21 protein-coding genes and 1 pseudogene are annotated in these 25,169 nt (G+C 68.2%); 5 read left to right on the forward strand and 17 right to left on the reverse strand.

The genetic code is table 11. The annotated features are described in order from the left end of the window. The 12 genes and pseudogenes from QOD90_RS19400 to QOD90_RS19455 all read right to left on the reverse strand — a co-directional run. Positions 1 to 287 (reverse strand): annotated as a pseudogene (locus QOD90_RS19400) (ABC transporter permease); the annotation flags it as partial. Between the two features lie 2 nt (positions 288 to 289). After that, positions 290 to 1,153, reverse strand: a complete 864-nt coding sequence (locus QOD90_RS19405) for an ABC transporter permease (protein ID WP_526352456.1) — start codon at positions 1,151 to 1,153, stop codon at positions 290 to 292. Beyond that, a complete protein-coding gene (locus QOD90_RS19410) occupies positions 1,150 to 2,706 on the reverse strand; it encodes an ATP-binding cassette domain-containing protein (RefSeq protein WP_526352457.1) in 1,557 nt (518 codons plus the stop codon). Before QOD90_RS19410 ends, QOD90_RS19405 begins: the two co-directional genes overlap by 4 nt. Further along, positions 2,703 to 3,593 carry a polysaccharide deacetylase family protein gene (locus tag QOD90_RS19415; RefSeq protein ID WP_526352458.1) on the reverse strand — a complete coding sequence of 297 codons (891 nt, stop codon included), beginning with the start codon at positions 3,591 to 3,593 and terminating at the stop codon, positions 2,703 to 2,705. Before QOD90_RS19415 ends, QOD90_RS19410 begins: the two co-directional genes overlap by 4 nt. After that, complete coding sequence (locus QOD90_RS19420; RefSeq protein WP_526352459.1) at positions 3,590 to 5,098, reverse strand: amidohydrolase family protein; 1,509 nt, start codon at positions 5,096 to 5,098, stop codon at positions 3,590 to 3,592. Before QOD90_RS19420 ends, QOD90_RS19415 begins: the two co-directional genes overlap by 4 nt. Further along, the gene (locus QOD90_RS19425) at positions 5,095 to 5,823 is read right to left on the reverse strand and encodes an aspartate/glutamate racemase family protein (protein WP_526352460.1); all 729 of its coding nucleotides are present in this window, start codon (positions 5,821 to 5,823) and stop codon (positions 5,095 to 5,097) included. Before QOD90_RS19425 ends, QOD90_RS19420 begins: the two co-directional genes overlap by 4 nt. After that, the gene (locus QOD90_RS19430) at positions 5,820 to 6,710 is read right to left on the reverse strand and encodes a carbohydrate kinase family protein (RefSeq protein WP_526352461.1); all 891 of its coding nucleotides are present in this window, start codon (positions 6,708 to 6,710) and stop codon (positions 5,820 to 5,822) included. The genes QOD90_RS19425 and QOD90_RS19430 overlap by 4 nt, the downstream gene beginning before the upstream one ends. Continuing rightward, positions 6,703 to 7,881 (reverse strand): SIS domain-containing protein, encoded by a 1,179-nt coding sequence (locus QOD90_RS19435; protein WP_526352462.1) that lies wholly within the window; start codon positions 7,879 to 7,881, stop codon positions 6,703 to 6,705. Before QOD90_RS19435 ends, QOD90_RS19430 begins: the two co-directional genes overlap by 8 nt. A gap of 142 nt (positions 7,882 to 8,023) precedes the next feature. Beyond that, positions 8,024 to 8,368 (reverse strand): aminopeptidase, encoded by a 345-nt coding sequence (locus QOD90_RS19440; RefSeq protein WP_526352463.1) that lies wholly within the window; start codon positions 8,366 to 8,368, stop codon positions 8,024 to 8,026. 333 nt (positions 8,369 to 8,701) lie between these two features. Continuing rightward, on the reverse strand, positions 8,702 to 10,327 hold the full coding sequence (locus QOD90_RS19445) for a PGRS repeat-containing protein (RefSeq protein WP_526352464.1): 1,626 nt from the start codon (positions 10,325 to 10,327) through the stop codon (positions 8,702 to 8,704). 280 nt (positions 10,328 to 10,607) lie between these two features. Continuing rightward, on the reverse strand, positions 10,608 to 13,358 hold the full coding sequence (locus QOD90_RS19450) for an ATP-binding protein (RefSeq protein WP_526352465.1): 2,751 nt from the start codon (positions 13,356 to 13,358) through the stop codon (positions 10,608 to 10,610). 138 nt (positions 13,359 to 13,496) lie between these two features. Then, entirely contained in the window at positions 13,497 to 14,117 is a 621-nt protein-coding gene (locus tag QOD90_RS19455) for an FMN-binding negative transcriptional regulator (RefSeq protein ID WP_526352466.1), read from the reverse strand. 39 nt (positions 14,118 to 14,156) lie between these two features. Between QOD90_RS19455 and QOD90_RS19460 the strand changes: the two genes are divergently transcribed. The 5 genes from QOD90_RS19460 (at position 14,157) to QOD90_RS19480 (ending at position 20,748) form a co-directional block, all read left to right on the forward strand. Continuing rightward, entirely contained in the window at positions 14,157 to 15,065 is a 909-nt protein-coding gene (locus tag QOD90_RS19460) for a fructose bisphosphate aldolase (RefSeq protein WP_526352467.1), read from the forward strand. Beyond that, positions 15,065 to 17,458: an ATP-binding cassette domain-containing protein gene (locus tag QOD90_RS19465; RefSeq protein WP_526352468.1), complete on the forward strand. Its 2,394-nt coding sequence runs from the start codon at positions 15,065 to 15,067 to the stop codon at positions 17,456 to 17,458. The genes QOD90_RS19460 and QOD90_RS19465 overlap by 1 nt, the downstream gene beginning before the upstream one ends. A 9-nt stretch (positions 17,459 to 17,467) precedes the next feature. Beyond that, positions 17,468 to 18,535 carry a DUF2855 family protein gene (locus tag QOD90_RS19470; protein WP_526352469.1) on the forward strand — a complete coding sequence of 356 codons (1,068 nt, stop codon included), beginning with the start codon at positions 17,468 to 17,470 and terminating at the stop codon, positions 18,533 to 18,535. Positions 18,536 to 18,607: 72 nt separating this feature from the next. Further along, positions 18,608 to 20,038, forward strand: a complete 1,431-nt coding sequence (locus tag QOD90_RS19475; protein ID WP_526352470.1) for an SDR family NAD(P)-dependent oxidoreductase — start codon at positions 18,608 to 18,610, stop codon at positions 20,036 to 20,038. Between the two features lie 8 nt (positions 20,039 to 20,046). Then, the gene (locus tag QOD90_RS19480) at positions 20,047 to 20,748 is read left to right on the forward strand and encodes a TVP38/TMEM64 family protein (protein WP_526352471.1); all 702 of its coding nucleotides are present in this window, start codon (positions 20,047 to 20,049) and stop codon (positions 20,746 to 20,748) included. Positions 20,749 to 20,791: 43 nt separating this feature from the next. On the opposite strand, the gene QOD90_RS19485 is transcribed toward QOD90_RS19480, so the two are convergent. The 5 genes from QOD90_RS19485 to QOD90_RS19505 form a co-directional block, all read right to left on the reverse strand. Continuing rightward, a complete protein-coding gene (locus tag QOD90_RS19485) occupies positions 20,792 to 21,124 on the reverse strand; it encodes a 4Fe-4S binding protein (RefSeq protein WP_526352472.1) in 333 nt (110 codons plus the stop codon). Then, entirely contained in the window at positions 21,121 to 22,719 is a 1,599-nt protein-coding gene (locus QOD90_RS19490; RefSeq protein WP_526352473.1) for an FAD-dependent oxidoreductase, read from the reverse strand. The genes QOD90_RS19485 and QOD90_RS19490 overlap by 4 nt, the downstream gene beginning before the upstream one ends. Before the next feature lie 11 nt (positions 22,720 to 22,730). Beyond that, positions 22,731 to 23,543 carry an ABC transporter permease gene (locus QOD90_RS19495; RefSeq protein WP_526352474.1) on the reverse strand — a complete coding sequence of 271 codons (813 nt, stop codon included), beginning with the start codon at positions 23,541 to 23,543 and terminating at the stop codon, positions 22,731 to 22,733. Next, the gene (locus QOD90_RS19500) at positions 23,543 to 24,286 is read right to left on the reverse strand and encodes an ATP-binding cassette domain-containing protein (protein WP_526352475.1); all 744 of its coding nucleotides are present in this window, start codon (positions 24,284 to 24,286) and stop codon (positions 23,543 to 23,545) included. The genes QOD90_RS19495 and QOD90_RS19500 overlap by 1 nt, the downstream gene beginning before the upstream one ends. Next, on the reverse strand, positions 24,279 to 25,169 hold an 891-nt coding region (locus tag QOD90_RS19505; RefSeq protein WP_526352476.1), incomplete at its 5' end, for an NtaA/DmoA family FMN-dependent monooxygenase. The genes QOD90_RS19505 and QOD90_RS19500, both read right to left, overlap by 8 nt.

Here is a 25,169-nt window from a genome sequence, read left to right on the forward strand (position 1 = left end):
GGCAGGTAGGTGGCGATGTCGGCGGTGACGGGTTGCCTGGTCCGCAGCGATCGGCCGAGATCGCCGGTGAAGAGGCCGCCGACGAACCGCGCGAACTGCTCGAACAGCGGATCGTTCAGGCCGAGTCGCTGCCGTTCCGCGGCGACCATCGCGTTCGAGGCATTGGCTCCCACGTAGGCGCGGGCGGGATCTCCCGGCGATACCGACTGCAGAAGGAAGATGACGAACGAGAGGATCAGCAGGATCAGCGCGGCGGCCGACACCCTGCGGACGAGAAAGTACGTCATCGCTACCTCCGCACCGGGATGAGGCTGCGGATGGCATCGCCACCGAGGTTCGCGATCAGGGTGAGCAGCAGCACCGCCAGACCGGGGATGCCTGGCACCCACCACTGGCTCAGCAGCTGGCTCAGGGTACGCGCGGTGTCCGCGCCGAGTTCAGGTGCCGGCGCCTGTCTGCCGAGTCCGAGGAACGACAGCGCGGCGAGCAGAAGCACGACGTTGCCGATGTCGAGGCTGGCGGTGACGACCGCCGTCGGCACGACGCCGGGCAGCAGGTGGCGCGTCAGGATGCGGGTCCTGCTGGTCTTGGCCAGCCTGGCGGCCTCGACGTGCGGGCGGGCGGCGAGCGCCTTGACCTCGCCTCGCACGATGCGGGCGTAGTACGGCCACCAGACGAGTGCCACCCCGATCAGGGTGTTGGTCAGCCCGGAGCCCAGCGCGGCGACGATGGCGATCGCCACCAGGGCGCCGGGCAGCGCGAGGAACAGATCCGTGATGCGCATGAGGAGCAGGGAGTCGACCCAGCCGCCCGTCGCGCCGGCGATCAGGCCGATGGTGCCGCCGATGAGCAGCCCGCTCGCGACCACCACCAGCGCGCTCAGCCAACTCACCTGGATTCCGATCAGCGTACGGGACAACAGGTCTCGACCGATCCCATCGGTGCCGAGCGGGTGTCCTTGGCTCAACGGCGGCAGGTTGAGGGCACCGACCGGCTGGATCGGGTTGTACGGGGCGAGCACCTTGGCGAACCCGGCAACGAGAGTCACCAAGACCAGGAGCCCGATAACGGCCCACGCCGTCGGCCTCGCGAGGTGGGCGCCGCCTACCGACACGGGGCGCGAGCGCCAGCGGGGTACCAGTGTCGATGTCATGACGCGATCTCCGGCACCGCGGCGAGCAGGGTGCGGGTGTAGGCCTCACCCGGATCGGAGACCACCTGCTCGGCGAGGCCCAGCTCGACGATGCGGCCCGCCTGCATCACGGCGATGCGGTCACCCATCAGACGAGCGACGGCCAGGTCGTGGGTGACGAAGAGGACCGTCATGCCGATCCGCGCCCGGAGATCCCGGATGAGGGCCAGCACGCTCTTGGCGAGCGACGCGTCGAGCGCGCTCGTCGGTTCGTCGCACAGGAGTACCGACGGCGGGACCATCGTCGCGCGGGCCAGGCCGACCCGCTGGCGCTGACCGCCCGACAGCTCGCCGGGGCGGGCCTTCGCCACCTCGGGCGGCAGGTCGACGGCAGCGAGCGCCTCGCTGACGCGGTCTCGAACGTCGTTGCGGGACAGCTTCAGCGGGCGCAACCGGTCGCCGAGTGTCTCGCCGACACTGAGCCACGGCGTGAGCGACGAACCCGCGTCCTGGAACACCATCTGCGGTCCGCCGTCACCCGCCAGCGTGACGGACCCGGACGTGGGCCCTTCGAGTCCTGCGACGATCCGGAGCAGCGTCGACTTGCCCGACCCGCTCTCCCCGACCACCGCCAACGCCTCGCCTGCCCCGATCTCGAGGTTGACACCGTCGACGGCGGTGATCTCGTGCCGGCGGCGCCCCCGTCCCACGCCGAACGTCTTGCGGAGGTCGCGGATCGAGACGGCGGGTTGCGATGGCCCCAGGTCCGATTCAGTGAACCGCTCGTCGCGCGGCATCGTCAGCGTCAGCCGGGACGCCAGCAGTGAGCGGGTGTAGGGGTGCTGTGGAGTGCGCACCACGTCGGCTGCCTTGCCGATCTCAACCAGTTCACCGTGATGAAGAACCGCGAGTCGGTCGGCGATCTGGTCGGCGACGCCGAGGTCGTGGGTGATCAGCAGTACCGAGCAGCCGAAGTCGTCGCGCAACTCGCGCAGCAGATCCAGCAGTTGCGCCTGCACGGTGACGTCGAGTGCAGTGGTGGGCTCGTCGGCGACGATCAGTCGCGGGCGTCCCGCGACCGCGATGGCTGCCATCACCCGCTGCCGTAGTCCACCGGAGAGTTCGTGCGGGTAGACGCGCAGGCGTAGTGCGGCGTCGCGGACACCGACGGTCTCGAGCAGCCGGACCGACTCGGCGTCGTCGTGCGTCGACTCGCCGATCTGTCTGCCGATGCGCATCGTCGGGTTGAGTGACGTCATCGGATCCTGGAAGATCGCACCGAGCACCTCGCGACGCACCCGGCGCAGTTCGCCGCGACCGGCGTGCAGCAGGTCAACTCCGCTGACCGTGACCCCACCCTCGGTGACGGGATGCGATTCCGGAGGAAGCATTCCCAGCAGGCTGAGCGCGAGAACGCTCTTGCCGGAACCGGACTCACCGACCAGCCCGAGAATCTCACCGGATCTGATCTGCAGGTCGACGTGCTTGAGGACGTCACTTCTGACGCCGTTGCGCACCAGGGACAGCGAGAAGTCGTCGATCACTGCTACCGGGGTGGCCGCTGGGTCAGTCACGAGAACAGCTCAGGAGAATCGACGACGGCCCGATGGATCTCGCGCGGCGTGGTCAGCCAAACGCCCTCACTGGCGGCGATGCGCTCTAGGGCTCGACCGATCGGCCGCAGGCGGAACGGCACCCCGCTGATGAACGAGTGCAGCACCACGCTCATCACCAACGGGGTGTCGGCGGCCGCCGCGTGCAGCTCCGCGAACTCGTCGTCGATCATGTCGGCGAAGTCGCGCGCAAGGACACTGCGACCAACCATCGTCGAGGAGTCGTTGAGCTCGGTGGCGTACGGGATGCTCAGCAGCGGACCGGATTCGGTGTTCAGCCAGACGGGCTGATCGTCGAGCCGTAGGTCGAGGAGGTACTGGTAACCGTTGTCTACCAACAGGGTCAGAGTGGATGGGGTGTGACTGAGCCAGGGGCTCGACCATCCGCCGGGCGCCACGCCCTCCTCGGCGCGAATGCGGTCGGCGACGTCAGCAAGGTAGGCGCGCTCGGTGTCGGGCGCCATCCCAGACAGCGAATCCGAGTTCGAACGACCGTGCCCGACGATCTCCGCGGCCGCCGCGCGGGCCGCCACCATGACCTCGGGTGCCTCGTCGTAGACGTCGGTGTTCAGCAGCACCGTCGGCGGGATGCCAAGGCGCCGAAGCAATTCGAACAGTCGGAAGGCGCCGACGCGGTTCCCGTAGTCCCGCCACGCCGTGTTCACCAGATCGGGTCCCGGCACGCCGGCCAGCACGTCCTCTAGGCGGCCGTCGCCGAAGCGGTAGGACTCGATGCCGACGCACACGACCAGCGCGAGCCTGGCACCGTTCGGCCAGGTGCCTACCGGCCGGGAGGGTAGCGGGGTGTAGCCGTAGCCGGCCGGATTCGTCGCGCGATCGATGGTCATGGCGCCAGCCAACGGCTGAAGCCGACATCCGTGGCGGCCGCGCGGCGGACGATGTGCTGATAAGCACCGAACACCTCGTCGCTGCCGGCCCGCGCCGCCTGGATCGCAGGCAGTTTCCCGGCGAACAACTCGCGCGCCTCGTCGAGCAGTGCGGTCTCGTCGACGGTGGTGACGTGGCCGTGTTCGGCGACCACGCGGCCCGCCACCATCGTCAGCACGACGTCTCGGCCGTCTTCGCAGTGCACCAGTTGCTCCCGTAGGTCGTTGAGTGGTGTGAACGCGATGGCGTGCAGATCGACGAGTGCCAGGTCGGCGAGCATGCCCGGCGCGACGGCCCCGAGGTCGTCGGACCGCCTCGTCGCCCTGGCACCACCGCGCCACAGCGCGTTGAGAACCTCGGTGGCCGCTGGCCAGTCGTCGCTGTCGAGCCCGGCGACGTTGTGGATCAGACCGGCCGTCTTGGCGACGGTCCACACGTTGATCGAGTCGTCGCAGATCGCCTCGTCGGTCCCGAGTGCAACCGGGATGCCTCGGTCGAGCATGGCGCGCCACGGCAGCACGCCGCTGCCGAGTCGCAGGTTGCTGACGGGGTTGTGCACCACTGTCGACCCGGCGTCGGCGAGCGTGTCGAGGTCGTCGTCGTCAACCCAGACCGCGTGAATCACGTTGGTGTGCGGCTTGAGAAGCCCTGCGGCGGCTGTGTACTGGATCAGTGATCGGCCCGCGAACCGGGACTGCTCGGTCATCAGGGTGCGCTGCACCTTGGTCTCCAGCATGTGCGCGTAGAGCGGAAGGCCGTAGCGTTCGGCAAGGTCGTCGAGTGCAGCGAAGTACTCCAGGCTGACGCGCTGCGGCGCGGAGATCGAGACGGCAGCCCTGATGCGGTCGTCCGCCGCGCCGTGCCAGGTGCCGATCAGGTGGTCGTAGGCCTCGAGGAGTTGGGCGGCTTGCGCGGGGGCCGCGGCGCCGAACGCCTCTTGGACGTCGGCGGCGAGTTCGGTGACGAAGGGCAGCTTCTCGAGCTCGGTCAGCTCCGGCTGATCCAGTGCCAGGAATGCCCGAATGCCACTGTCGCGGTAGGCCGCAGCCACCGCATCGATGATTTCCGGGTCGGGGAAGGGCATGAGGAACGCGTCGTCCTGGACACACGTGATGCCGCGTTGCAGCATCTCGATGGCGCCGAGCATCGTCCGCAGGTAGGCCTCCCGCGGACTGGGCATCAGGTCGGGGTCAGACGGCGACTCGAAGAGCATGAAGAGTTCCAGCGGCAGGCTGCGGACCGAACCCTTTAGGTGGTTGGCCGGTGAGTGGAAGTGCGCATTGATCAGCCCGGGCACCAACAGATGTCGGCCGCCGCCGTCGACGATCCTGGCGTCGGGCGCCGCGACCAGGTCGTCGCCCATGGCAGTGATCCGGTCACCGTCGACGAGCACGTCCACCGGCCCGGTCATCGCGGTCGACGCAGCGGCGTCGTAGACGAACACCCTACGAAAGAGAACGCTCACCGCCGCTCCCCCTCGCGCAACTCGAAGGCGGGCAGGTCGGGTACGGCGGCAAAGGTGTTCGCGCGCGACGTGTTCAGACCCATCGCCACCAGGCCGCTCGCGATGCCGACGGCGGCGGCGACCCCGTCGATGACTGGCACGTCCAGCGCACGGGACAGCGGCCCGACGAGGTCGGCAAGACCGGCGCAGCCCAAAACGACGGCCTCTGCCCCGTGGGTGGCCATCGCGGCGCGGGCGGCCTCGGTGAACGTCTCGATCAGGTGGGTCGATCCCCCCACCAACTCAGTTACCGGCACGTCGACGGCCACGACGGCACAGCGACGCTCGAGCCCGAGCGCACGGACGACGCGGTCACTGTGGGCAATCGTGCGCGGGGGCAGGGTGATGACTACGAAACGATGTGCGACCAGACACGCGGTTTGCAGCGCCGCCTCCGTCATCCCGACCACGGGGCACGTGGCGACCTCCCTGGCGGCCTCCACTCCGGTGTCGCCGAAGCAGGCGATGACATACGCGTCGGTGTCGGCCTGGTGCTCGCGCACCTGCTCGAGTACACCGACGGCGGCATACGTCTCCTCGGCATGGCTCTCCACGCTCGGTACCCCTACCGTGGGGTTGACGCCGACGACTGTCACGCCAGTACCCGAGACCCATTGCGCAGCAATGGCTATCGTTTCCGTCAGCTCGGATGAGGTGTTCGGGTTGATCACCGTGATGCGGGTCATCGATCCACCCCGCTCTCCGCCGTGACGGCGGCGAGCAGCGCGCTGACGCCCGGTCCACCGACCGCGATGCGGGCGGCGGCCCCGCCGACGCGGGCGGCGGCGTAGGCGTCGCCGCTGCGGAGGTGTTCGGCGGCGAACGCCCCGCAGAATGCGTCGCCCGCTCCGGTGCTGTCCACCCGTGCGACGGCGTCCGTGGGAACCACGATCGGTTCGGGGTGCTCCCTGGTCGCCACCAGGCAACCCGCGGCGGCCCGCTTGATCACGACGGCCCGCGGACCGAGCTCCAGAAAGGTGGCGGCTGCGGCCTCCAGATCGGAACTGCCCGCCAGCGCAACGGCTTCGACCTCGCTGGGCAGGAAGACGTCGCAGGCCCGGACGGCGTCTTTCAGCGCAGGCTCGTGACCCGCGATGTAGTCCTCCTGCGGGTCGAAGTAGATCGTGGCCGCGGTGCGGGACCGCAGCCACGAGGACAGCTCGAGTTGGGCGTGCAGCGCCATGGCGGACAGCAGCACTCCACCGGCCGACAGTGCGTCCAGGGACACGTCGGCCGGGTGCACGGAGAGCGCCTCGAAGTGCTCCTCGCCGAGGAGCAGATCCCACACCCTGCCGTCGGCGTTGTCGTAGCGAATCACGTTGCGCACCAGGGGAAGATCGCGCTTCGGCAGCGATTCGGGGTCGGTGCCGGCTGACCGGATCGCAGCCAGCAGCTCGGGAGGTGCGTCGAGGCCCAGCGGGGCAAGTATCACCGGGTGTCCGCCTGCCACTCGCGCGGCGAGCGCGGCGAACAGAGCATCCCCACCGATCGACTCGACCCGCTCACCCGTTGGGGAGACGGCCTCGTCGACGGTGAGGTTGCCGACGCAGATCAGGGTCGCTGGTTCACTCATCACGCGCCGCCGCTGCGTAGCAGCTCAGTCCGAGGTGGTAGCCGACCAGTTGGGCGACCAGCAGGTAGAGCAGAGGCGAGAGCGCCTCCGGCACGGGTGGCATCGTGATTACCCGGCCTGCGGAGTCGTCGAAGGCCCGCTCGCCCTCGGTGGTGACGACATAGAGCCGACCACCCCAGCGCAGCGCGTCCCGACCGGTGTCGACGGCACGCGGCACCGAGGGGCCCGACGGGGCGAACAGGAAGAGCGGCTCGCCCGCCTTCTGGGAGTTGTAGTGGTGGTACTCCTCGACCTGGATGTCCAGCGCGTGCAGCGTCGTGCACTCCTTGACCTTGGCCGAGCCGACGATCGCCGACGCGAGATTCGGCCCAGCTCCGGAGAACAGCACGTTCTTCACACCTGCCCCGACCTCGGCCTCGGCAATGTCGGCAATCACCGGATCAATCCGGTCCAGCACCTGAGCCATCACGTCGGGAAGACCGTCGAACGCCGCGCGCAGGGCTGCTGCCTGGGTCGGAACACGCCGCTCGCCCACCCGGATGGCGAGTTCGAGTAGCAGAGCCAGGGCCGCGGTGGACGATTGAGTGGGCCAGCCGACCCGGGTCGCCTCGACCTTCAGCGCAATGTTCGCCTCGGCCTGCAGCGTTGAACCCGCGGTATTGGTGATGGCAACGGTATACGATCCACGATTTTGAGCCATGAGTAGCGCTTCTACCGTCCGCGTCGTCTCTCCCGAGCTCGAGAGTGCGATGACAGCGGTGGCGTCGTCTGCCAAGTCTGCTTCGTAGTACGCGAACTCAAGGCTCTGGACGGGCTCGCAGGGTACGCCGAGCATGCACTCGAGTGCCTGTCGGGCCGCTACCATCACCGCCAGCGAGTCACCGCAACCCACCAAGACGACCCTGCGCACGTCTGCGGCCAGTCGGTCGGCGATGGCGCCGAGAGCTGTTGCGTTGAGTGCCAACGTCGAGCGAATTGCCGCCGGCTGGCCAAACAGTTCCGGTCCTGTCGCCTGAACGCGAAGATGCAGTTTTGCATCGAGCGGGTCGTTGCTTGGCAGTGCCAGGATGTGGGCGCGTTCGGCGTCAGAGACTCGCTGCACGACCGCACGCTGACGCGGATCGAGCGGGCTGGCCCCCGGGTCCAGCAGCGGGCTTGACGGGGCGCTCATCGGACGCAACAGCCTCCGTTCCTGGGTCACGGCGCCAGGTGTGTCTTCACCGTGCCAAGACCGAACGGTATACCGTTTCTGTTTCTGCGGTGTGACTATTGATGGCGGTTCTGTTACCTCCGCCCGGACGTGCCCAAGCCCGTCAACGACCACCTGACGCGACACCGCGGCGACCGCGAGCCGCGAATCCGAGAAGGGCACCGGCCAGCCCGACGATCACCAACGGGATGGCCCAGTGCCGCCGCCCGGAAATCGCGGAATCACACTCGGCGACGAAATCGGGATGAGGCACGGCCTGGTCCAGGACGGGAGCACTGGCCACGGGGGTGTCGTTCGCCGCCCGGGGTCCGGACTCATCGGCCACCACCGCGTTTCCGCATGCGACGGTGGAACTATGGCCGTCCCACACCGACACTGGCAGGAACAGTCCGACCACACCGGCGATCAGCACCGCCACACCTACGACCACGTTCCGTAATCGCTTCATCACACGCCCCCCTTTGACATCGTTGCCCAGCCCTGACGCTAGCCCCAGGAAGTTGCCCGACGTGCGGGTTTCTGTGGAGCCGAAGTCGACACTAAGGACCCACGACCGGGAAGGGGAATAAGGAATATCCCTACAGATTGGAGACGGCCACGGCTACGCCTCGGGGCGAATGATCGATCGCCGCGCCAGTTGAGCGCGGGATTGGATGTCGAGCTTGCGGTAGACCCGATACAGGTTGACGTCGACGGTTCGGGCTGATGAACAGCGCTGCACGGTCGACCGGTCAACAGCCCAGCGGGACGATGTGATTCGGGCCACCGAAGCTCACCAGGGTCACCCGTTGGCACCGTCGCTGCCGTTGGTTCCGGTACCTCCTGCGCCCCCGGTGCCGGTTCCGCCCGTTCCGCCGGTTCCCCCGGGGCTGCCGCCGGTGCCGCCATTGCCGCCGGTGGCGTTTCCGTTGGTGCCCTGGCTGAGGCCCGTGCCACCGTTACCGCCGTTGCCGCCAACCCCTGCAAAGACGGAGTTGCCGCCGGCACCACCGGCACCGCCGGTGGCGTTTCCGTTGGTGCCGGAAGTTTGGCCGTCGCCGCCGTTGCCGCCGTAGCCGCCGTGGCCTATCGCGGAGTTGCCGCCGGTGCCGCCGGTGCCACCCGTGGTGACTCCGTTGGTGTTGTTGGTTGCACCAAAACCACCGGTGCCGCCGGTGCCGCCGGTGCCGCTGTAGCTGGACCCGCCATTCCCGCCGGCGCCGCCTTGGGTGTGGGCGTCGGGATAACTGTCTTGTCCTTGGCCGCCGTTGCCGCCGTTGCCGCCGTTGCCATCGCCGGCTCCGATGCCGCCGTCCCCGCCGGCACCGCCTATGCCGCCGGGCGATGCCGAGGCAGGAGCGGAGCCGTTGAAGAACCCGTCACCGCCACGGCCACCGGCTCCGCCTTGGCCACCGGCACCGTCGTGGCCCTCGACCCCAGCTACGCCGCCAGTGCCGCCGACACCTGGCTGGCCGCCGGACCCACCGATGCCGCCCGGTTGGCCGTTACCTCCAGCCCCACCGGGGCGTCCAACCGCCTGCGTCGTGCCGACGAGAATGACCGCATCGCTGCCGCGGGCACCGGCGCCACCGGCGCCACCTGCTCCGGCGTTGCCGCCTGCACCGCCGTCGCCGTTGGTGCCTGCCGTACCGGCGGCGCCGAAGAACCCTGAGGCGCCACCGGCACCCGCGTTGCCACCCGCACCGCCGTCACCACCGAACCCGCCGAAGCCGCCGTCGCCGCCCGAGTCACCCGGTGTCGTTGCGGCATCTCCGGGTGACCCGTCCACGCCCGCGCCGCCCTTACCGCCAGCGCCGCCGGCCCCGCCGGCCCCGCCGGCGCCGAAAAACAGGCCGCCGGCCCCGCCGTGGCCCCCGACTCCGCCCGCTCCGCCGGCCGTGCCGTCGACGCCGGGGCCGCCACCATCGATGCCGAGGGCACCGGCAGTGCCGTTGCCGCCGTTCCCGCCGTTGCCGAAGAATCCGGCACTGCCGCCGTTGCCGCCGGCGGCACCGGCGGTGGTGGGGCTGAAACCGGCCCCGCCGTTGCCGAAGAAGATCCCGGCGTTGCCACCGTCGGGGTGCAGTGCGGTGCCCGCGGCGCCGTTGCCGATGAAGATGTTGAGGATCGGGATCTGACCGGCCGTGTCCAAGAACGGATCTGCGGCGGCGAACGCAGTGCCGAACAGGCTGCCGACGACCGGTGATACCGCTCCCGACGCAGTGCAAATCACCGTCGGCGGGACGCACAGCGGAGCGGCCTGCGCCTGGCCCGGAGCAGCCAGCAACGCCGCCGCCGGAGCGGCCAAAAGCATCCCGGCCCCACTGATCGCGACCGCCGTCAAACTGCGCGCCGGCCGCGGCGCGCATCGGTGGCGACCACCGCCGACTCGGCCACCGACGCCAATTGCCTTGCTACGGTTCGACATTGTGAGTCCTCCAATGTAGGTGTGAGACGACGGCGCTGCCGAGCTCATGCAATGGACGAGCCGGTGTTCGTGCGTGCCGATGCCGACCACCGTTGCCGCGGCCGCCGATGCCGATGGCCCTGCTGCGGTTCGACATTCACATCCCCCACAGTCGCTGCTGAACCCCGATGACCAGGACATCTAGTCCGACGTCGTCGGATCTCCTGCAGGGTCGACGCTAATGAGCCACGGTGTGGGAAGGAATAAGGAATTTCACTACAAAATCTGGGTTCAGTGGGCGTTACGGGTTCGCTTGAGTGCCCAATCGGCCGGCCAGGAGGTTCCGGGATTTGATGTCGAGCTTGCGGTAGACCCGGTACAGGTTGACGTCGACGGTCTTGGGGCTGATGAACAGCGCGGTGGCGATCTCGCGGTTGGTCATCCCCGATGCCGCCAGCTCTGCCACCCGCTGCTCCGAAGGAGTCAGCTGCTGCGCGGTGCGGCCGCTGAGTCCGACCTTGGTTCTGGCCAATTCGCCGCGGACCCGGTCTGCCCACAGGGGGGTTTGCAGACCCTCGAAGGTGTGCAGTGCCTCACCGAGAGTAGCTGTGGCAGAATCTTTTTGGCGCTGCCGCCGCTGGAGTTGGCCGAGCAGCAGCTGGGTGCGCGCACGCTCGAACGGCATGAGCAGGCGCTTGTGCTCGACCATTGCTCGCTCAGCGGCGTCCACCGCCGCCTCGAGATCACCCTGAGCGGCCAGCAGCATGGCGCGACAGCGGGCACCGACAGCCAACATCCAGGCCCGGTCGCGTCGGCACCCGTTGCGCTCCAACGTTTCGATCAGCGGCGCCGCCTCGGCGAGTCGGCCCAACTGGATCATCGCCTCGACCGTGTCGGGCAAGAACGACGCGGCCACGATCTCCGTCGCCTCCGGCGCGGCGTCGAGGTGCGAAAGAAGTGGCTCGAGTGCGGTGAGCACTTCCTGATGGTTGCCGAGCGACAGCTCCAGAAACCCCAGGATGGTGATGGGCCACTCCGCCAGCCGGTACGAGCCGCAGCGCCGGCTGGCCGCCAAGGCCTCGGCAAGGTCTCGGCGCGCGTCCTCCTCGCGGCCGCCGTAGGCGGCAGCCGCGGCCCGGATCGTCAACGCCACGGACAGGGACACGTCTCCACCTAGCTGCGTCGCGCGTTCCACGGCGTCCTCGGCGACGAGCATCGCCTCGATGAGGTCGCCTCGCCAGATCGCGATCAGGACGGCGTGAAACGCGGCGTAGACGAGATCGATCTCGTCGCCGCGCTCGAGGCAGCGGCGCCGGATGGACAGCATCTCGTCGTGCGCCCGATCGAGCTGCCCCGTCCAGGCCAGCATCATGGCGTTTTGCATGCTGGGACGGAATGGCAGCGGGATGTTCGCGTCGCGACCCTCCAGCTCGAGGGCGCGGCACAGGCTGGGCTCGTCGATGGCGTCTCCGCGCATGAAGTGCATGATCACCCGCAAGCTGAGCGCCTGACTCAGTAGCTCCGGTTGCCCGAGCCGCTCGGCGTGGGCAACGGCGTCCTCGACGGTGTCGACGGCAGCGCCGAGGTGACCGGAATTGACCAACGCCCACGACAGCGCCACCTGCGTCTGCACCTGCAAGGTGAGGTCTTCCCCGGTCTCCGCGAGCGCCCGTTGCAGCAAGTCCGCGGCCTCGACGAAGCTGTCGTCGAACAGTTGCACCATGGCGAGTTGGCACCGCGCTTGAGCCCGCAGCGTCCCGGGTTCCAGCCGCTCGATGGTCTCCCCGAGCAGCGTTGCGGCCCGACCGGGATCTCCGGCATCGAAATGGTGTGCGGCCGAACGCATTCGGCGCTGCGGCGAATCGCCACCGAGCCGGAGGGCCAAGTCGAGTAGTTCGGCGGCGGCCGCGGGCGCCCCACGGCTGCGCGCCGACTCCGCCGCGATATCGAGCGCCTCGAGCGTCAGCGGATCGGGGCTGGTCGCACTCAAGGCGAGGTGGCGGGCGCGCAGCTCGGGTTGGTCCACGATCTCCCCCAAGCGGCGGTGCAGCATCCGCCGCCGCGCCGGCGCGGCGGCGGTGTGAACCCCGGTGGCCAGTAACGGGTGGGTGAATCGAAGCCGGTTGCCGTCGATCACCACGACACCCTCATCCTCGGCCTCCGCGAGGAGGTCGACCAGCCGATCTGGGTCGGTATCGATCGCCATCGACACCAAGGCGATGGTCGGGTCGGCCAGACAAGCCGTGGCCAGCAATGCATCTCGCACATCGGCGGTGAGGCTGCCGAGCCGGCTCCGTACCAACTCCGCGAGCGACCTCGGCAGCGGCGGGTCAGCGCCGGGCGGCGCGCCGTCGATACCCCGTGCCAGTTCGATGGCGTAGAAGGGGTTACCACCTGAGACCTCGTGGATCCGCACCATCGTCGGACGCGAAAACGAGCGCCCAAGCCGCTCCGAGATCAACGAATGCAAAGCGCCAACCGCTAACGGACGCAGCGTAATTCGCGTGATCGAATCGAGCGTGGGCAACTGCAGCCAGGCGACCGCGCCGTCAGCATCGCCGCGCACGGTACCCAGTACGCCCACCGGGCCGGTGAGCCGCCGGACGGCGAACGCGATCACCTGCGCACTCGAGGGATCGAGCCACTGCAGGTCGTCGATCGCCACCAACAGCGGCGACTCTTCCCCCAGCCGCTCCAGGATCGATAGGAAACCAGCCGACACCGCGTGCTGATCGACCGCGGATCCATCCACGCTGGCGCGCAGGAGGATCCGGTCTACCGCGAGCCGCTGGGGGTTCGGCAAGTCTGCCAACGCGGCCGCATCGACCCCGGCCAGCAAGTCGGCCAGCGCGCCATACGCCAGTACCGATTCCGCAGCCGCAGCGCGCGCCGACAACACTCGAAAGCCGCGCTGACGGGCCAACTCCACCGCCGCCAGCCACGCCGTGGTCTTCCCGATCCCAGGTTCGCCCGCGATCAACAGCGCCGAAGGATCACTACCTGCCGACGCCATGAAGTCGGTCACCGCCCGAGCCTCGGGCTCGCGGCTCACCACCGACACGTCCAATTGGGCATAGGCAAACTCACTAGGAAAGCGGCTCCAGCAACGGCTTAGCCTATCGGCACATTCCTTGCCGTGCGGCCTCTACGGACATCGCGAGAGAAGCCTGGGAGCTAGCTGTCAAGGGTTTCAGTCTCGAGCGGGCCGATGAGCCTCCACCGCCTTCGCACTGCGCTCGTCGCCATCGGCACGCAGGCCCGCGACGACGCCGTCGACGTCGGCCGCAGGCCGGTTCTGGCTGAGTTTGAACTTGGCCTCGATGCGGGTGATCGCCACCTCGATACCGACGATTGCGCGTAACTGTCCGGCAACGAACTTCTCCGGGGCGTCGTCGACCGACCATGGCGAAGGCCGTCGTGCCTCGTGGAGATCGGTGAGACGGCGGACGAGGTCGCCGAGCCAGGCCGTGTCGTCGTGGATGGTCACCGTGCCGTGGACGTGGGCGACCACGTAGTTCCACGTCGGCACCACCCGACCGTGCTCGGCCTTGGACGGATACCAGTTCGGCGTGACGTAGGAGTCCGAGCCGCGGACGATCACCAGCGCCTCCCGACCATCCACGCGGCGCCAGTGCTCGTTGTTGCGCGCGAAATGGCCCTGCAGCGTTCGACGTTCACGGTCGTACACGAAGGGCAACATGGTGGCCTCGAGACCCTCGGGTCCCGCGGTGACGAGGTCGGCGGCGTCATGCCGTGAGAGAAGCTCGTGGACCGCGTCGTCGTCGGGCGCGAAGTGAGCGGGAACGTACATCCGGACCATCATCCTCCACCCGGGGAATATGCTCACGCCATGAACAATCTCACCCAGGCCGAGCGGATGACGTCCGGCAAGGGTTTCATCGCCGCGCTCGATCAAAGTGGCGGATCTACGCCGAAGGCCTTGCGGCTGTACGGGATCGAAGATGGTTCCTACACGTCCGATGCCGAGATGTTCGACCTGATCCACGCGATGCGCTCGAGAATCGTGACGTCGCCGGTCTTCACCGGAAACCGCATCCTTGGCGCCATCCTCTTCGAGGAGACGATGGACCGCGACATCGGCGGCAAACCCTCGGCGACCTACCTCTGGGATGACAAGGGCGTGGTGCCGTTTCTGAAGATCGACAAGGGGTTGAGTGACGCGGCGGATGGCGTGCAGCTGATGAAGCCCATCCCCGACCTCGACGACCTGCTGGTTCGGGCGGCAGGCAAGGGCATCTTCGGCACCAAGGAACGTTCCGTGATCGGCGCGGCGGACGCGAAGGGCATCACCGACATCGTCACGCAGCAATTCGACGTTGCCAAGCAGGTGCTGAACCACGGCCTGGTTCCGATCCTCGAACCCGAGGTGACCATCACGATCCCGGACAAGGCAGAAGCCGAGGACATCCTGCGGGACGCGATCGGAACTCAGCTCGACGGCATCCCCGACGGCCAGCTGGTGATGCTGAAGATCTCGCTGCCCACGGTGACCGACCACTATCTGCCGCTACTGGAGCACCCGAAGGTGATGCGCGTGGTGGCCCTCTCCGGTGGATATTCGCGGGACGAGGCCGACGCGTTGCTCGCCGAGAACGCCGGCCTCGTCGCGAGCTTCAGCCGCGCCCTGACCGAGGGTTTGACGGACCAGCAGTCCGATGAGCAGTTCACCGCGACTCTCGACGCAGCGATTCAATCGATCTACGACGCGTCGGTGATCAAGATCCAGCAGGAGCGCTGATGGCGGCTCACGTCGCCGACAGCCATGACCTGATCCGCGTTCGGGGGGCGCGGGAGAACAACCTCAAGGACGTCAGCGTCGAACTCCCGAAGCGCAGGCTCACGGTGTTCACCGGGGTCTCCGGCTCTGGCAAGAGCTCGCTGGTGTTCAACACGATCGCCGCGGAGTCCCAGCGGATGATCAACGAGACCTACAGCGCGTTCGTTCAGGGCTTCATGCCGACTCTGGCGCGGCCGGAGGTCGACCTGCTGGACGGGCTGACCACCGCGATCATCATCGACCAGCAGCGGATGGGCGCCGATCCGCGCTCCACCGTCGGCACCGCGACCGATACGGGAGCGATGCTGCGGATCCTGTTCAGCAGGCTCGGCAAGCCTCACATCGGCTCGCCCCAGGCGTTTTCGTTCAACGTCGCCTCCATCAGCGGAGCCGGTGCGGTCACCATCGCAAAGGGCGGTCGTCAGACGAAGGAGAAGCGCAGCTTCAGCATCGTCGGCGGCATGTGCTCGCGGTGCGAGGGCCGCGGCTCGGTCAGCGACATCGATCTGACCGCGCTCTACGACGAGGACAAGTCGCTCAACGATGGCGCGATCACGATTCCCGGCTACAGCATGGACGGCTGGTATGGCCGCATCTACCGCGGCTGCGGCTACTTCGACCCGGACAAGCCGGTCAGCAAGTTCACCAAGAAGGAACTCAACGACCTGCTGTACCGGGAGCCCACCAAGATCCAGGTCGACGGCATCAACCTGACCTATGCCGGCCTGATACCGCAGCTCCAGAAGTCCTACCTGGCCAAGGACATCGACGCCCTCCAGCCGCACGTCCGCGCGTTCGTGGAGCGCGCGGTGACGTTCGCCGTCTGCCCCGACTGCGATGGCACCCGGCTGGCCGAGGCAGCGCGGTCATCGAAGATCGGCAAGGTCAACATCGCCGAGGCGTGCGCGATGCAGATCAGCGATCTCGCCAAGTGGGTGGGTGCTCTCGACGAACCGTCGGTGCAGCCACTGCTCGACGCGTTGCGCGACGTTCTGGACGCGTTCGTCGGGATCGGCCTCGGCTACCTCAGTCTCGACCGGTCGGCGGGCACCCTCTCGGGCGGAGAGGCTCAGCGCGTCAAGATGATTCGGCATCTGGGATCCTCGCTCACCGATGTCACGTACGTGTTCGACGAGCCGACCATCGGCCTTCACCCACACGACATTCAGCGCATGAACCAGCTGTTGGTGCAGTTGCGCGACAAGGGCAACACGGTGCTCGTCGTGGAGCACAAACCCGAGATGATCGCGATCGCCGACCACGTGGTCGACCTCGGACCCGGAGCCGGCACCGCCGGTGGCGAGGTGGTCTTCGAGGGCACCTTCGACGATCTGCGCAAGAGCGGCACCCTCACCGGCCGTCATCTGGACGACCGGGTAGCCATCAAGAAGTCGGTGCGGACGCCGACGGGCGCGCTGGCGGTGCGGGGCGCGGACACTCACAACCTGCAGGGCATCGACGTCGACATCCCGCTCGGCGTGCTGGTGGTCCTGACGGGGGTCGCCGGGTCGGGAAAGAGTTCGTTGATCGACGGCTCGGTCGCAGACCGTGACGGGGTGGTTGCGGTCGACCAGTCCCCAATCCGAGGTTCACGGCGAAGCAACCCGGCCACCTACACGGGCCTACTCGAACCGATCCGCAAGGCGTTCGCCAAGGCCAACGACGTCAAACCCGCACTGTTCAGCGCGAATTCGGAGGGCGCCTGCCCCAACTGCAAGGGCGTCGGTGTCATCTACACCGATCTGGCGATGATGGCCGGAGTCGCCACCACGTGTGAGGTGTGCGAGGGCAAGCGGTTCGATACCTCGGTGCTGGAGTATCGATTCGGCGGCAGGGACATCAGCGAGGTGCTTGCGATGTCGGTGACCGACGCTTTCGCGTTCTTCGGTGGCGGTGGGCAGGAGCGAAGCGACCCGGGGGATGGCAGCGCCGAGGCGAAAACCCCTGCTGCGCAAAAGATCCTTGGCCGACTCGTCGACGTCGGACTCGGCTACCTGCAGCTGGGGCAACCGCTGACCACGCTGTCGGGTGGCGAACGGCAGCGGCTCAAGCTCGCCACCCAACTGGGCGACAAGGGTGACGTCCTGGTGCTCGACGAGCCCACCACCGGCCTGCACCTCGCGGACGTCGAACAACTGCTGGCCCTGCTCGACCGGCTCGTCGAGGAGGGCAAGTCGGTCATCGTCATCGAGCATCACCAGGCGGTGATGGCGCACGCCGACTGGATCATCGACCTGGGCCCAGGGGCGGGGCACGACGGCGGTCGGGTGGTCTTCGAAGGCACGCCGGCCGATCTCGCCGCCACGCGTTCCACCCTCACCGGTGAGCATCTCGCGGACTACGTCGGCGCCTAGGCTGAGGACGTGGACTTCGAACTGAACCGCAAGGACCTACACGACAGCCGCTTCGTGGTGGCCGACCCGCCGTCGCCGGCCGACGGGGAGGCGCTCCTTCGCGTCGAGTCGTTCGGGTTGACCTCCAACAACATCACCTACGCCGTGTTCGGCGAGGCGATGAGCTACTGGGCGTTCTTCCCGGCCTCGGATCCGGGCTGGGGAAAGCTCAACGTTTGGGGCTATGCGCACGTCGAGGAGTCCCGCCACCCCGATCTCGCGAAGGGGACGCGCGTCTACGGCTACCTCCCGTGCGCAAGCCATCTGCTGGTCGTGCCCGATCGGATCGACGCCAAGGGCTTCGTCGACTCGGCGCCGCACCGGCGCAGTCTGCCGTCGGCCTACCAGGGTTATCGCGACGTCGCTACCGACCCCGTCTACTCGGCCGACCTCGAGGCCGAGCACATCCTGTTCTTCCCGCTGTTCTTCACCTCCTACCTCCTCGATGACTTCCTCGCCGACGAGGACTTCTTCGGGGCCGAGACGATCGTCATCTCCAGTGCCTCGTCCAAGACGGCGATCATCGCGGCATACCTCCTCGCCAGGCGCGAGGGCATCGAGGTCGTCGGGCTGACGTCAGCGGGCAACCGCGAGTTCGTCGAGAGCCTCAACGTCTACGACACGGTGGCTCTCTATGACGAAGTGGCCCGGCTCCCTGGCAAGCGGGCCGTGTACGTCGACATCTCGGGTGACGGCGCGGTCCGCACCGCCGTCCACGCGCATTACGGCGACCGGCTCGCGCACAGCGCCGCGGTCGGCGTGACCCATTGGACCCAAATGACGCAAGGGTCCGCCGAACTCGAGGGCCCGAGTCCGGTGTTCTTCTTCGCGCCCGACCGCATCAAGAAGCGCGGCGCCGACTGGGGAACCGCCCAACTCGACCAGAACGTGGCCGACGCGTGGGCGCCGTTCGCTCGGTGGGCGTCGGAGTGGCTGCGGGTCGAATCGGTGTCGACCGAGGACGAGATCCAGCGGGCCTACCTCGAGCTGCTGGACGGGAAGGTCGATCCGACCGCGGGCACCGTCGTCAACCTGTAGGAATCGGAGCTTTGCATCACTCCCCGGTCGCTGCGCTCCTGCCCTCCGGGGGCCTGCCAGTACTCTTCCTGCGTGACCGCGATCGATCCGGAGGACCTCGAGACGTGCCTTCGGGTGCTGTCCGAGATCGGATCGCTGCCCTCCGAGCACCCCGACGCCGTCGCCGTACGACGGGCCACCGCGGGCGTCTTCAAGGCCGTCAAGCAGGCCCGCCGCCATGCCAGGCGGGATGCCGTGGCCACCGCCGACCGCGCGGTCATCGCCGCCACCGCCACCGGCGCCCCCGGCCGCATCGACGACGAGACGCAGGGCCTGCCGCTGGTGTCGACCGCGCACGGCGCCAGCGCGGGCACGCTGCTGCGCTCGCGGGCCTGCTACACGTGCAAGAACCACTACACGCAGGTCGACGCGTTCTATCACCAGCTCTGCCCCGACTGCGCGGCGTTCAACCGAGCCAAGCGCGACGCCCGCACCGACCTCACCGGCCGCCGCGCCCTGCTGACGGGCGGGCGCGCCAAGATCGGCATGTACATCGCGCTGCGTCTGCTCCGCGACGGCGCCCACACGACCATCACCACGCGTTTCCCCAACGACGCCGTGCGCCGCTTCGCCGCGATGCCCGACAGCGCCGACTGGTTGCACCGCCTTCGAGTGGTGGGCATCGACCTCCGCGATCCGGCCCAGGTCGTCGCGTTGGCCGACGCGGTGGCCGAGCAGGGGCCGCTCGACATTCTGATCAACAACGCAGCGCAGACGGTGCGCCGCTCCCCCGGTTCGTATGCCGCGCTGGTCGAGGCGGAGCGCACTACACCACCCGAGCTGGTCTCGGGGGTGGCGGGAGTGATCACGTTCGACCACGTCAGCGACGCCCACCCCGCTGCCCTCGCCGGCAGCCTCGCCGAGCACCAGACGCCGCACGCCTTGACCGAACTGGCGCTCACCGCCCGCAGCGCGTCCCCCGACCGGATCGCCGCGGGTATCGCCATCGACGCCGGCGGGCTGCTCCCCGACACCGCGTCGATCAACAGCTGGACCCAACGCGTGCACGAGGTCGACGCGATGGAGCTGCTCGAGGTGCAGCTGTGCAACCAGACCGCGCCCTTCATTCTGGTCAGCCGGCTGCGCCCGGCGATGGCCGCGGCGACCGCCCGGCGCAAGTACGTGGTGAACGTCTCCGCGATGGAGGGCCAGTTCAGCCGCGCCTACAAGGGTCCGGGGCACCCGCACACCAACATGGCCAAGGCGGCGCTGAACATGCTGACCCGGACCAGCGCAGGCGAGATGCTCGAGCGGGACGGCATCCTCATGACCGCCGTCGACACGGGGTGGATCACCGACGAGCGCCCGCACCCCACCAAGATGCGGCTCGCCGACGAGGGTTTTCATGCCCCGCTCGACCTCGTCGACGGCGCCGCGCGCGTCTACGACCCGATCGTGCGCGGGGAGTCCGGCGAGGACGTGTACGGCTGCTTCTTGAAGGACTACGCGCCGAGCAACTGGTAGCCGGCGCCGTGACCGACAACGACGGTGCTGCCGCCACGCCCTCCCGGCGGCGCCACGTCATCCGACTCGCGGTGTTCGTCGTGTTTCTGCTCGGGTTGTTCTACCTGGTGGCCGTCACGCGGATCGTCGACGTCGACGCCGTCCGGCGCGTCGTGGACGCCACGGGTCCCGCCGCGCCGCTGACCTACGTCCTCGTCTCGGCGCTGCTCGGCGCCATCTTCGTGCCCGGCCCAATCCTGGCGGCGGCCAGCGGGGTGTTGTTCGGACCCGTACTCGGGACGTTCGTCACGCTGTTCTCCGCCGTCGGCACCGCGTGCATCACCAGCCTCCTCGGACGGCGGGCGGGGCGGGACAGCGCTCGGGTGCTGTTGGGCGCGGATCGCGCCGACCGCCTGGACGACCACGTTCAGCGGCGCGGGCTGTGGGCGGTCGTCGGCCAGCGATTCGTACCGGGCATCTCCGATGCGCTGGCGTCCTACACATTCGGCGCCTTCGGGGTTCCGTTGTGGCAGATGGCCGTTGGCGCATTCATCGGTTCGGCGCCACGGGCGTTCGTCTACACCGCACTTGGCGCGTCGATCGGTGATCTGTCGGCGCCGTTGGCGTACACGGCGATCGCGGTGTGGTGCGTGACCGCGGTCATCGGCGCCTTCGCCGCGCACCGAGGGTACCGCGCGTGGCGGGGGCGCGCCCGCGACGACGACCGCTAGCCACCACCTTCGGACGGGCCCTTCATGGCATCGAGTATGGGTATCAGTCCGGATATACCGGGCCGACGGCGGTGCGTGCGCCCAGCACTCGACCGCCTCCCCAGCCCAGCTCCCGCCGGTAGCCGCCGAGGAACCCAGCAGCTTCCAGCGTCGAGGCGTCGCGGAAGTCCGAACCCGCGGGTGCGGGGGTCGTCAACGGCGCGACGAACAGCGCGTCGGTCGGGCAGTACGCCTCACATTGAAAGCAGGTCTGGCAGCTGTCGTGGCGGGCGATGATCGGCACTCCGTCAGCGCCGCGGTCGAACACGCGGGTCGGACACACCTCGACACAGCGGTCGCAACCGATGCAACGTTCGGCCGCGACGACCTCGATCACGCCGCTCGCCCACCGACCGAGTCGGCGCGCACCTTCTCGGGTCGGGTCCACAACGTGTCGAGGCCACCGGTCAGCAACCGGTGGTGCTGGGCGGGATCCGGTGCGGCGTGGTCGCTGCGCTTGTGCATGCCGCGCGTCTCGGTGCGTTCAAGCGCAGCGTGGTACATCCAGCGGGCGTGAGCCACCATCGCGGCAGCCTCCCGCGCCCGGAAGGCGTCTTCGCCCGTGGCACCGAGCCTTTCGCGTACCGCTGACCACGTGTCGTGCAGCGACTGCAGGGCAGGACGCAGATGGTCGCCGTGGCGGACGAAGTTGACTTCGTGCGGCAGTACGTGGCGTTGGACTGCGTTGGTCACTTCCCGGTAGTCGAGGCCGATCGGCCCGTCGGGGCGAAGACCGACCCGCCCGACGGCGCGCAGTTCCGACGGCCGCACGCCCCGGCGGGTCGCGAAACTCGCCGCGCCACGTCCCGCCCAGCTGCCCGAGGACGCCGCCCAGGCCGCGTTGTGGCTCCCCCCACCGGTGAAGCCGCCGCAGATCAGTTCTCGCGTCGCGGTGTCCCCCGCGGCGTAGAGCCCTGGCACGTCGGTGGCGCATTCGTCGTCCGCGATCCGAACGCCGCCGGTTCCGCGGACAGTCCCCTCCGCCACCAGAGTGATCTCGAAGAAGTCGGTGAAGGGGTCGATACCCAGTCGGTCGAAGACGAGGAAGAAGTTGGGCTGGCCCTTGCGCATCGCGCGTCGCTCGTCCTCGCTCGCGCGGTCGATCTTTGCGAACACCGGCTCCTCACGGAGAGTCTTGGCGATCACGGATCGACCACGAGCGCCACCGGCGCCCTCGATCACGGTGTGATCGCCACGGTAGAACGTTGCCCAGGAGTAGTAGGCAGTCTTGGTCAGCGAGGTTCCCTTCGGTGCGATGGCGAACGAGTTCGAGAACTCCATCCCGGACAGCACCGCGCCTGCTTCGACGGCCATCAGCGCGCCGTCACCGGTGTTGACGTCACAGCCGAGTGTCTTGGACTGGAACGCGCACCCTCCGGCAGCGAGAACCACCGCCCCGGCCTCGATCCGGACGGTGCGACCCGAGCTGCGTTCCAGCGCAACGGCTCCCGATACCACGCCGTCCGCGTCGACGAGCAGCTCCAGTGCCGGGGTGTGGTCGAGGATGCGGACCCCGAGGCGCTGGACGCGGGTGCGTTGCCTGCGCATGTACTCCGGGCCCTGTACGTCGTCCCTGATCGATCGACCGTCCGCCGTCACCGGAAATGGGTAGCGCTGAACCGTGGCGAGCTCGTCCATCCTGGCGTGGGTCTCGTCGAGCACGCGCGCCATCCAGTCCCGCTCCGCGAGGTGGCCGCCGAGAGCCTCCCGGCTGGCCATCGCCGCTTCGCGCAACTCGGGCACGTCATCGACGTACCAGACGCCGGTGCCGACTGACGCGGTCGCTCCGCTGGAGCCCGTGTATCCCTTGTCCGCTAGCACGACGTCGACGCCTGCCTGCGCCGCCTTGATCGCAGCCCAGGTTCCGGCCGGGCCGCCGCCGATGACCAACACGTCGGTCGAGAGTGTCTGGTGGCTAGCGCTATTCGACATGTCGTTCCTTACTATGCCTTGAGTCGATTGGTGCCGAAGATGAGCGCGGACCAGACCGAGAGCGCCGCGGCGATGGCCCACACCACGATGAGCGCCGACGCCGCGTCGACATCGCTATGTCCCAGCACGCCGATTCGCTCCACCTGCACCAACCAGAAGACGGGGTTGAGGCGGCTCAGTGTGTCCCAGATTCCTGGTAGTTCTGCGACGGAATAGAAGACTCCGCCGAGGAACCCGAGGGGCAGAAGGACGATCGCCTCCATCGAGTAGACGTGGTCCAGCGACTTGGCCAGCGCACCCGCGATCACGCCGACCTGACCGGCCACCAGAAGCACTCCGAGCGTGCCGAATACGAAGACGACTGGTCGGGCCACCCCGTTGATGTGGGTGAGCGGCAGTGCGATGGCGAGCACTCCGGCCCCGACGATCGTGCCGCGGACCATTCCCCCGGTGACCAGGGCCGCGTTGATCTCCCACCACCGCAGGGGGCTGGCGAAGACGTCGTTGACGTACTTGTCGCGGCGCGCTTCGAAAAGGCTCGTCGTCCCGTTGAAGAAGCCGACGTTCAGGACCGCCTGCGCGAAGAGGCCCGGCACGATGAACTGGCCGTAGGCAACGCCGTCGATTGGCGCGACGCGCTGGCCCAACGCCGAGCCGAAGACGATCACGAACAGGATCGTCGAAAGCACCGGACCCGCGATCGCGTACTGCCAGATGTTGATGAACCGCAACACCTCCCGCTCCACCAACCACAGGAACGGAGCCCGCTCGGCTTCGAACGGCTCGTCGTACGGCCTGATCTGATCAATGCCTGCGGTACCCACTAGACAACCTCCGCCGCCATGGCGCGGTCGTAGACCTCGGCAATGTCGCGCGCCTGATACCTGTTGCGCAGGGACGTCGCCGAGCCGCGGTCCACGATCCGGCCCGCCGCGATCAGGGCGATCTCGTCACACAGCGTCTCGGCTTCCTCCAGGTAGTGAGTAGTCAGGAGGATCGTCGTACCTGCCGCGTTGAGCCCCTTCATGAACGTCCAGATCTCGGACCGCAGTGCGACGTCGACACCAGCCGTTGGTTCATCGAGGATCAGCAAGCGAGGTTGGTGAATCAGCGCGCGTGCGAGCACGAGTCGGCGTTGCATGCCACCGGACAGCTCGTAGGCTCGTCCGTCGGCCTTGTGCTCGAGGCCGAAGAGTCCGAGCAATTCGTCGGCACGGCGGGTGGCCGTCCTACGCCCGATGCCGTGGTACCCCGCGTGGTAGACGAGCAGTTGCCGGACCGACAGGAAGCGATCGACGTTGATGTCCTGTTCGGCCAACCCGATCAGTCGGCGGGCTTCCCTGGTCCGGTAGTCGTGACCGAAGACCTTGAGATCACCGGCCGACGGTCGGACGACGTTGCTCACCGACCCGATCAACGTCGTCTTGCCTGCGCCGTTCGGCCCGAGCAGGCCGAAGAATGCGCCGTCGTCGAGTTTCAGATCGAGGTTCGAGACCGCAGTCACGCCACCGCGATAGACCTTGCGCAGTCCCGTGATCGACAGCGCGGGCGGAACGTCCTTAGGCATCGCGGGCGAACTGGTTCGCAGGAACTGCGAGACCGTAGTGTTCGCGTAGGGTCGTGCCCTCGTAGTCCTCGCGGAAGAGTCCCTTGCTCCGCAGGATCGGCAGCACCTGCTCGACGAAGGTCTCCAACTCGGACGGTAGTCCCGGTGCCATGATGTTGAATCCGTCGGCGGCGCCACCCTCGAACCAGGAGATGATCGTATCGGCCGCCTGGTCGGGGGTGCCGACGAAGGTGAAGTGGCCGCGACCACCGCCGAGGCGCGAGAGGATCTCGCGGACGGTGAGGTTCTCACGGACCGCCAGCTCGATGATGAGGTCTGATCTGCTCTGCGAGCCTTCGAGTTTCGGTCGGGCCAGGATGAAGTCGGGTAACTGTGCGTCCAGCTCGAACACCGACGGCTCGACCTCGAAGTTCCATGCTAGTTGCGCCAGACCGTATTCGGGAATGCGGAGCTCGTCGTACTGCCGTGCCAGCTCGCTGGCTTCCTCCTCGGTCGACCCGATGAACGGCACGATGCCCGGCAGCACGAGCACGCCGTCGGGGTCTCGACCCGCTGCCGTCGTACGTGCCTTGATGTCGCGGTAGAAGTCCGCCGCGCGTTCATAGGTCTGATGGGCGGTGAAGATCGCCTCCGCGTGCCGGGCGGCGAAGGCCTTGCCGTCCTCCGACGAGCCGGCCTGCACCAGCAATGGATGGCCCTGCGGCGGACGCTCGACGTTGAGGGCGCCCCCGACCTTGAAGTGGGTACCTGCGTGGCCGATGGCGTGAAGGCGCGTCGGGTCGGCATAGCGGCCCGTTGCCTTGTCGGCGAGGATGGCCTCGCTCTCCCAGCTGTCCCACAATGCCTTGGCGACGGTGAGGAATTCGTCGGCACGCTCATACCG

The organism is Mycobacterium sp. (assembly GCF_032161845.1).
Lineage (GTDB): Bacteria > Actinomycetota > Actinomycetes > Mycobacteriales > Mycobacteriaceae > Mycobacterium.

Bases quoted from the DNA above. Each gene is read 5' to 3' on its own strand.
- QOD90_RS19405 (WP_526352456.1), bottom strand. From the start codon at position 1,153: ATGACATCGACACTGGTACCCCGCTGGCGCTCGCGCCCCGTGTCGGTA.
- QOD90_RS19415 (WP_526352458.1), bottom strand. From the start codon at position 3,593: ATGACCATCGATCGCGCGACGAATCCGGCCGGCTACGGCTACACCCCG.
- QOD90_RS19425 (WP_526352460.1), bottom strand. From the start codon at position 5,823: ATGACCCGCATCACGGTGATCAACCCGAACACCTCATCCGAGCTGACG.
- QOD90_RS19430 (WP_526352461.1), bottom strand. From the start codon at position 6,710: ATGAGTGAACCAGCGACCCTGATCTGCGTCGGCAACCTCACCGTCGAC.
- QOD90_RS19435 (WP_526352462.1), bottom strand. From the start codon at position 7,881: ATGAGCGCCCCGTCAAGCCCGCTGCTGGACCCGGGGGCCAGCCCGCTC.
- QOD90_RS19440 (WP_526352463.1), bottom strand. From the start codon at position 8,368: ATGAAGCGATTACGGAACGTGGTCGTAGGTGTGGCGGTGCTGATCGCC.
- QOD90_RS19445 (WP_526352464.1), bottom strand. From the start codon at position 10,327: ATGTCGAACCGTAGCAAGGCAATTGGCGTCGGTGGCCGAGTCGGCGGT.
- QOD90_RS19455 (WP_526352466.1), bottom strand. From the start codon at position 14,117: ATGTACGTTCCCGCTCACTTCGCGCCCGACGACGACGCGGTCCACGAG.
- QOD90_RS19460 (WP_526352467.1), top strand. From the start codon at position 14,157: ATGAACAATCTCACCCAGGCCGAGCGGATGACGTCCGGCAAGGGTTTC.
- QOD90_RS19465 (WP_526352468.1), top strand. From the start codon at position 15,065: ATGGCGGCTCACGTCGCCGACAGCCATGACCTGATCCGCGTTCGGGGG.
- QOD90_RS19490 (WP_526352473.1), bottom strand. From the start codon at position 22,719: ATGTCGAATAGCGCTAGCCACCAGACACTCTCGACCGACGTGTTGGTC.
- QOD90_RS19500 (WP_526352475.1), bottom strand. From the start codon at position 24,286: ATGCCTAAGGACGTTCCGCCCGCGCTGTCGATCACGGGACTGCGCAAG.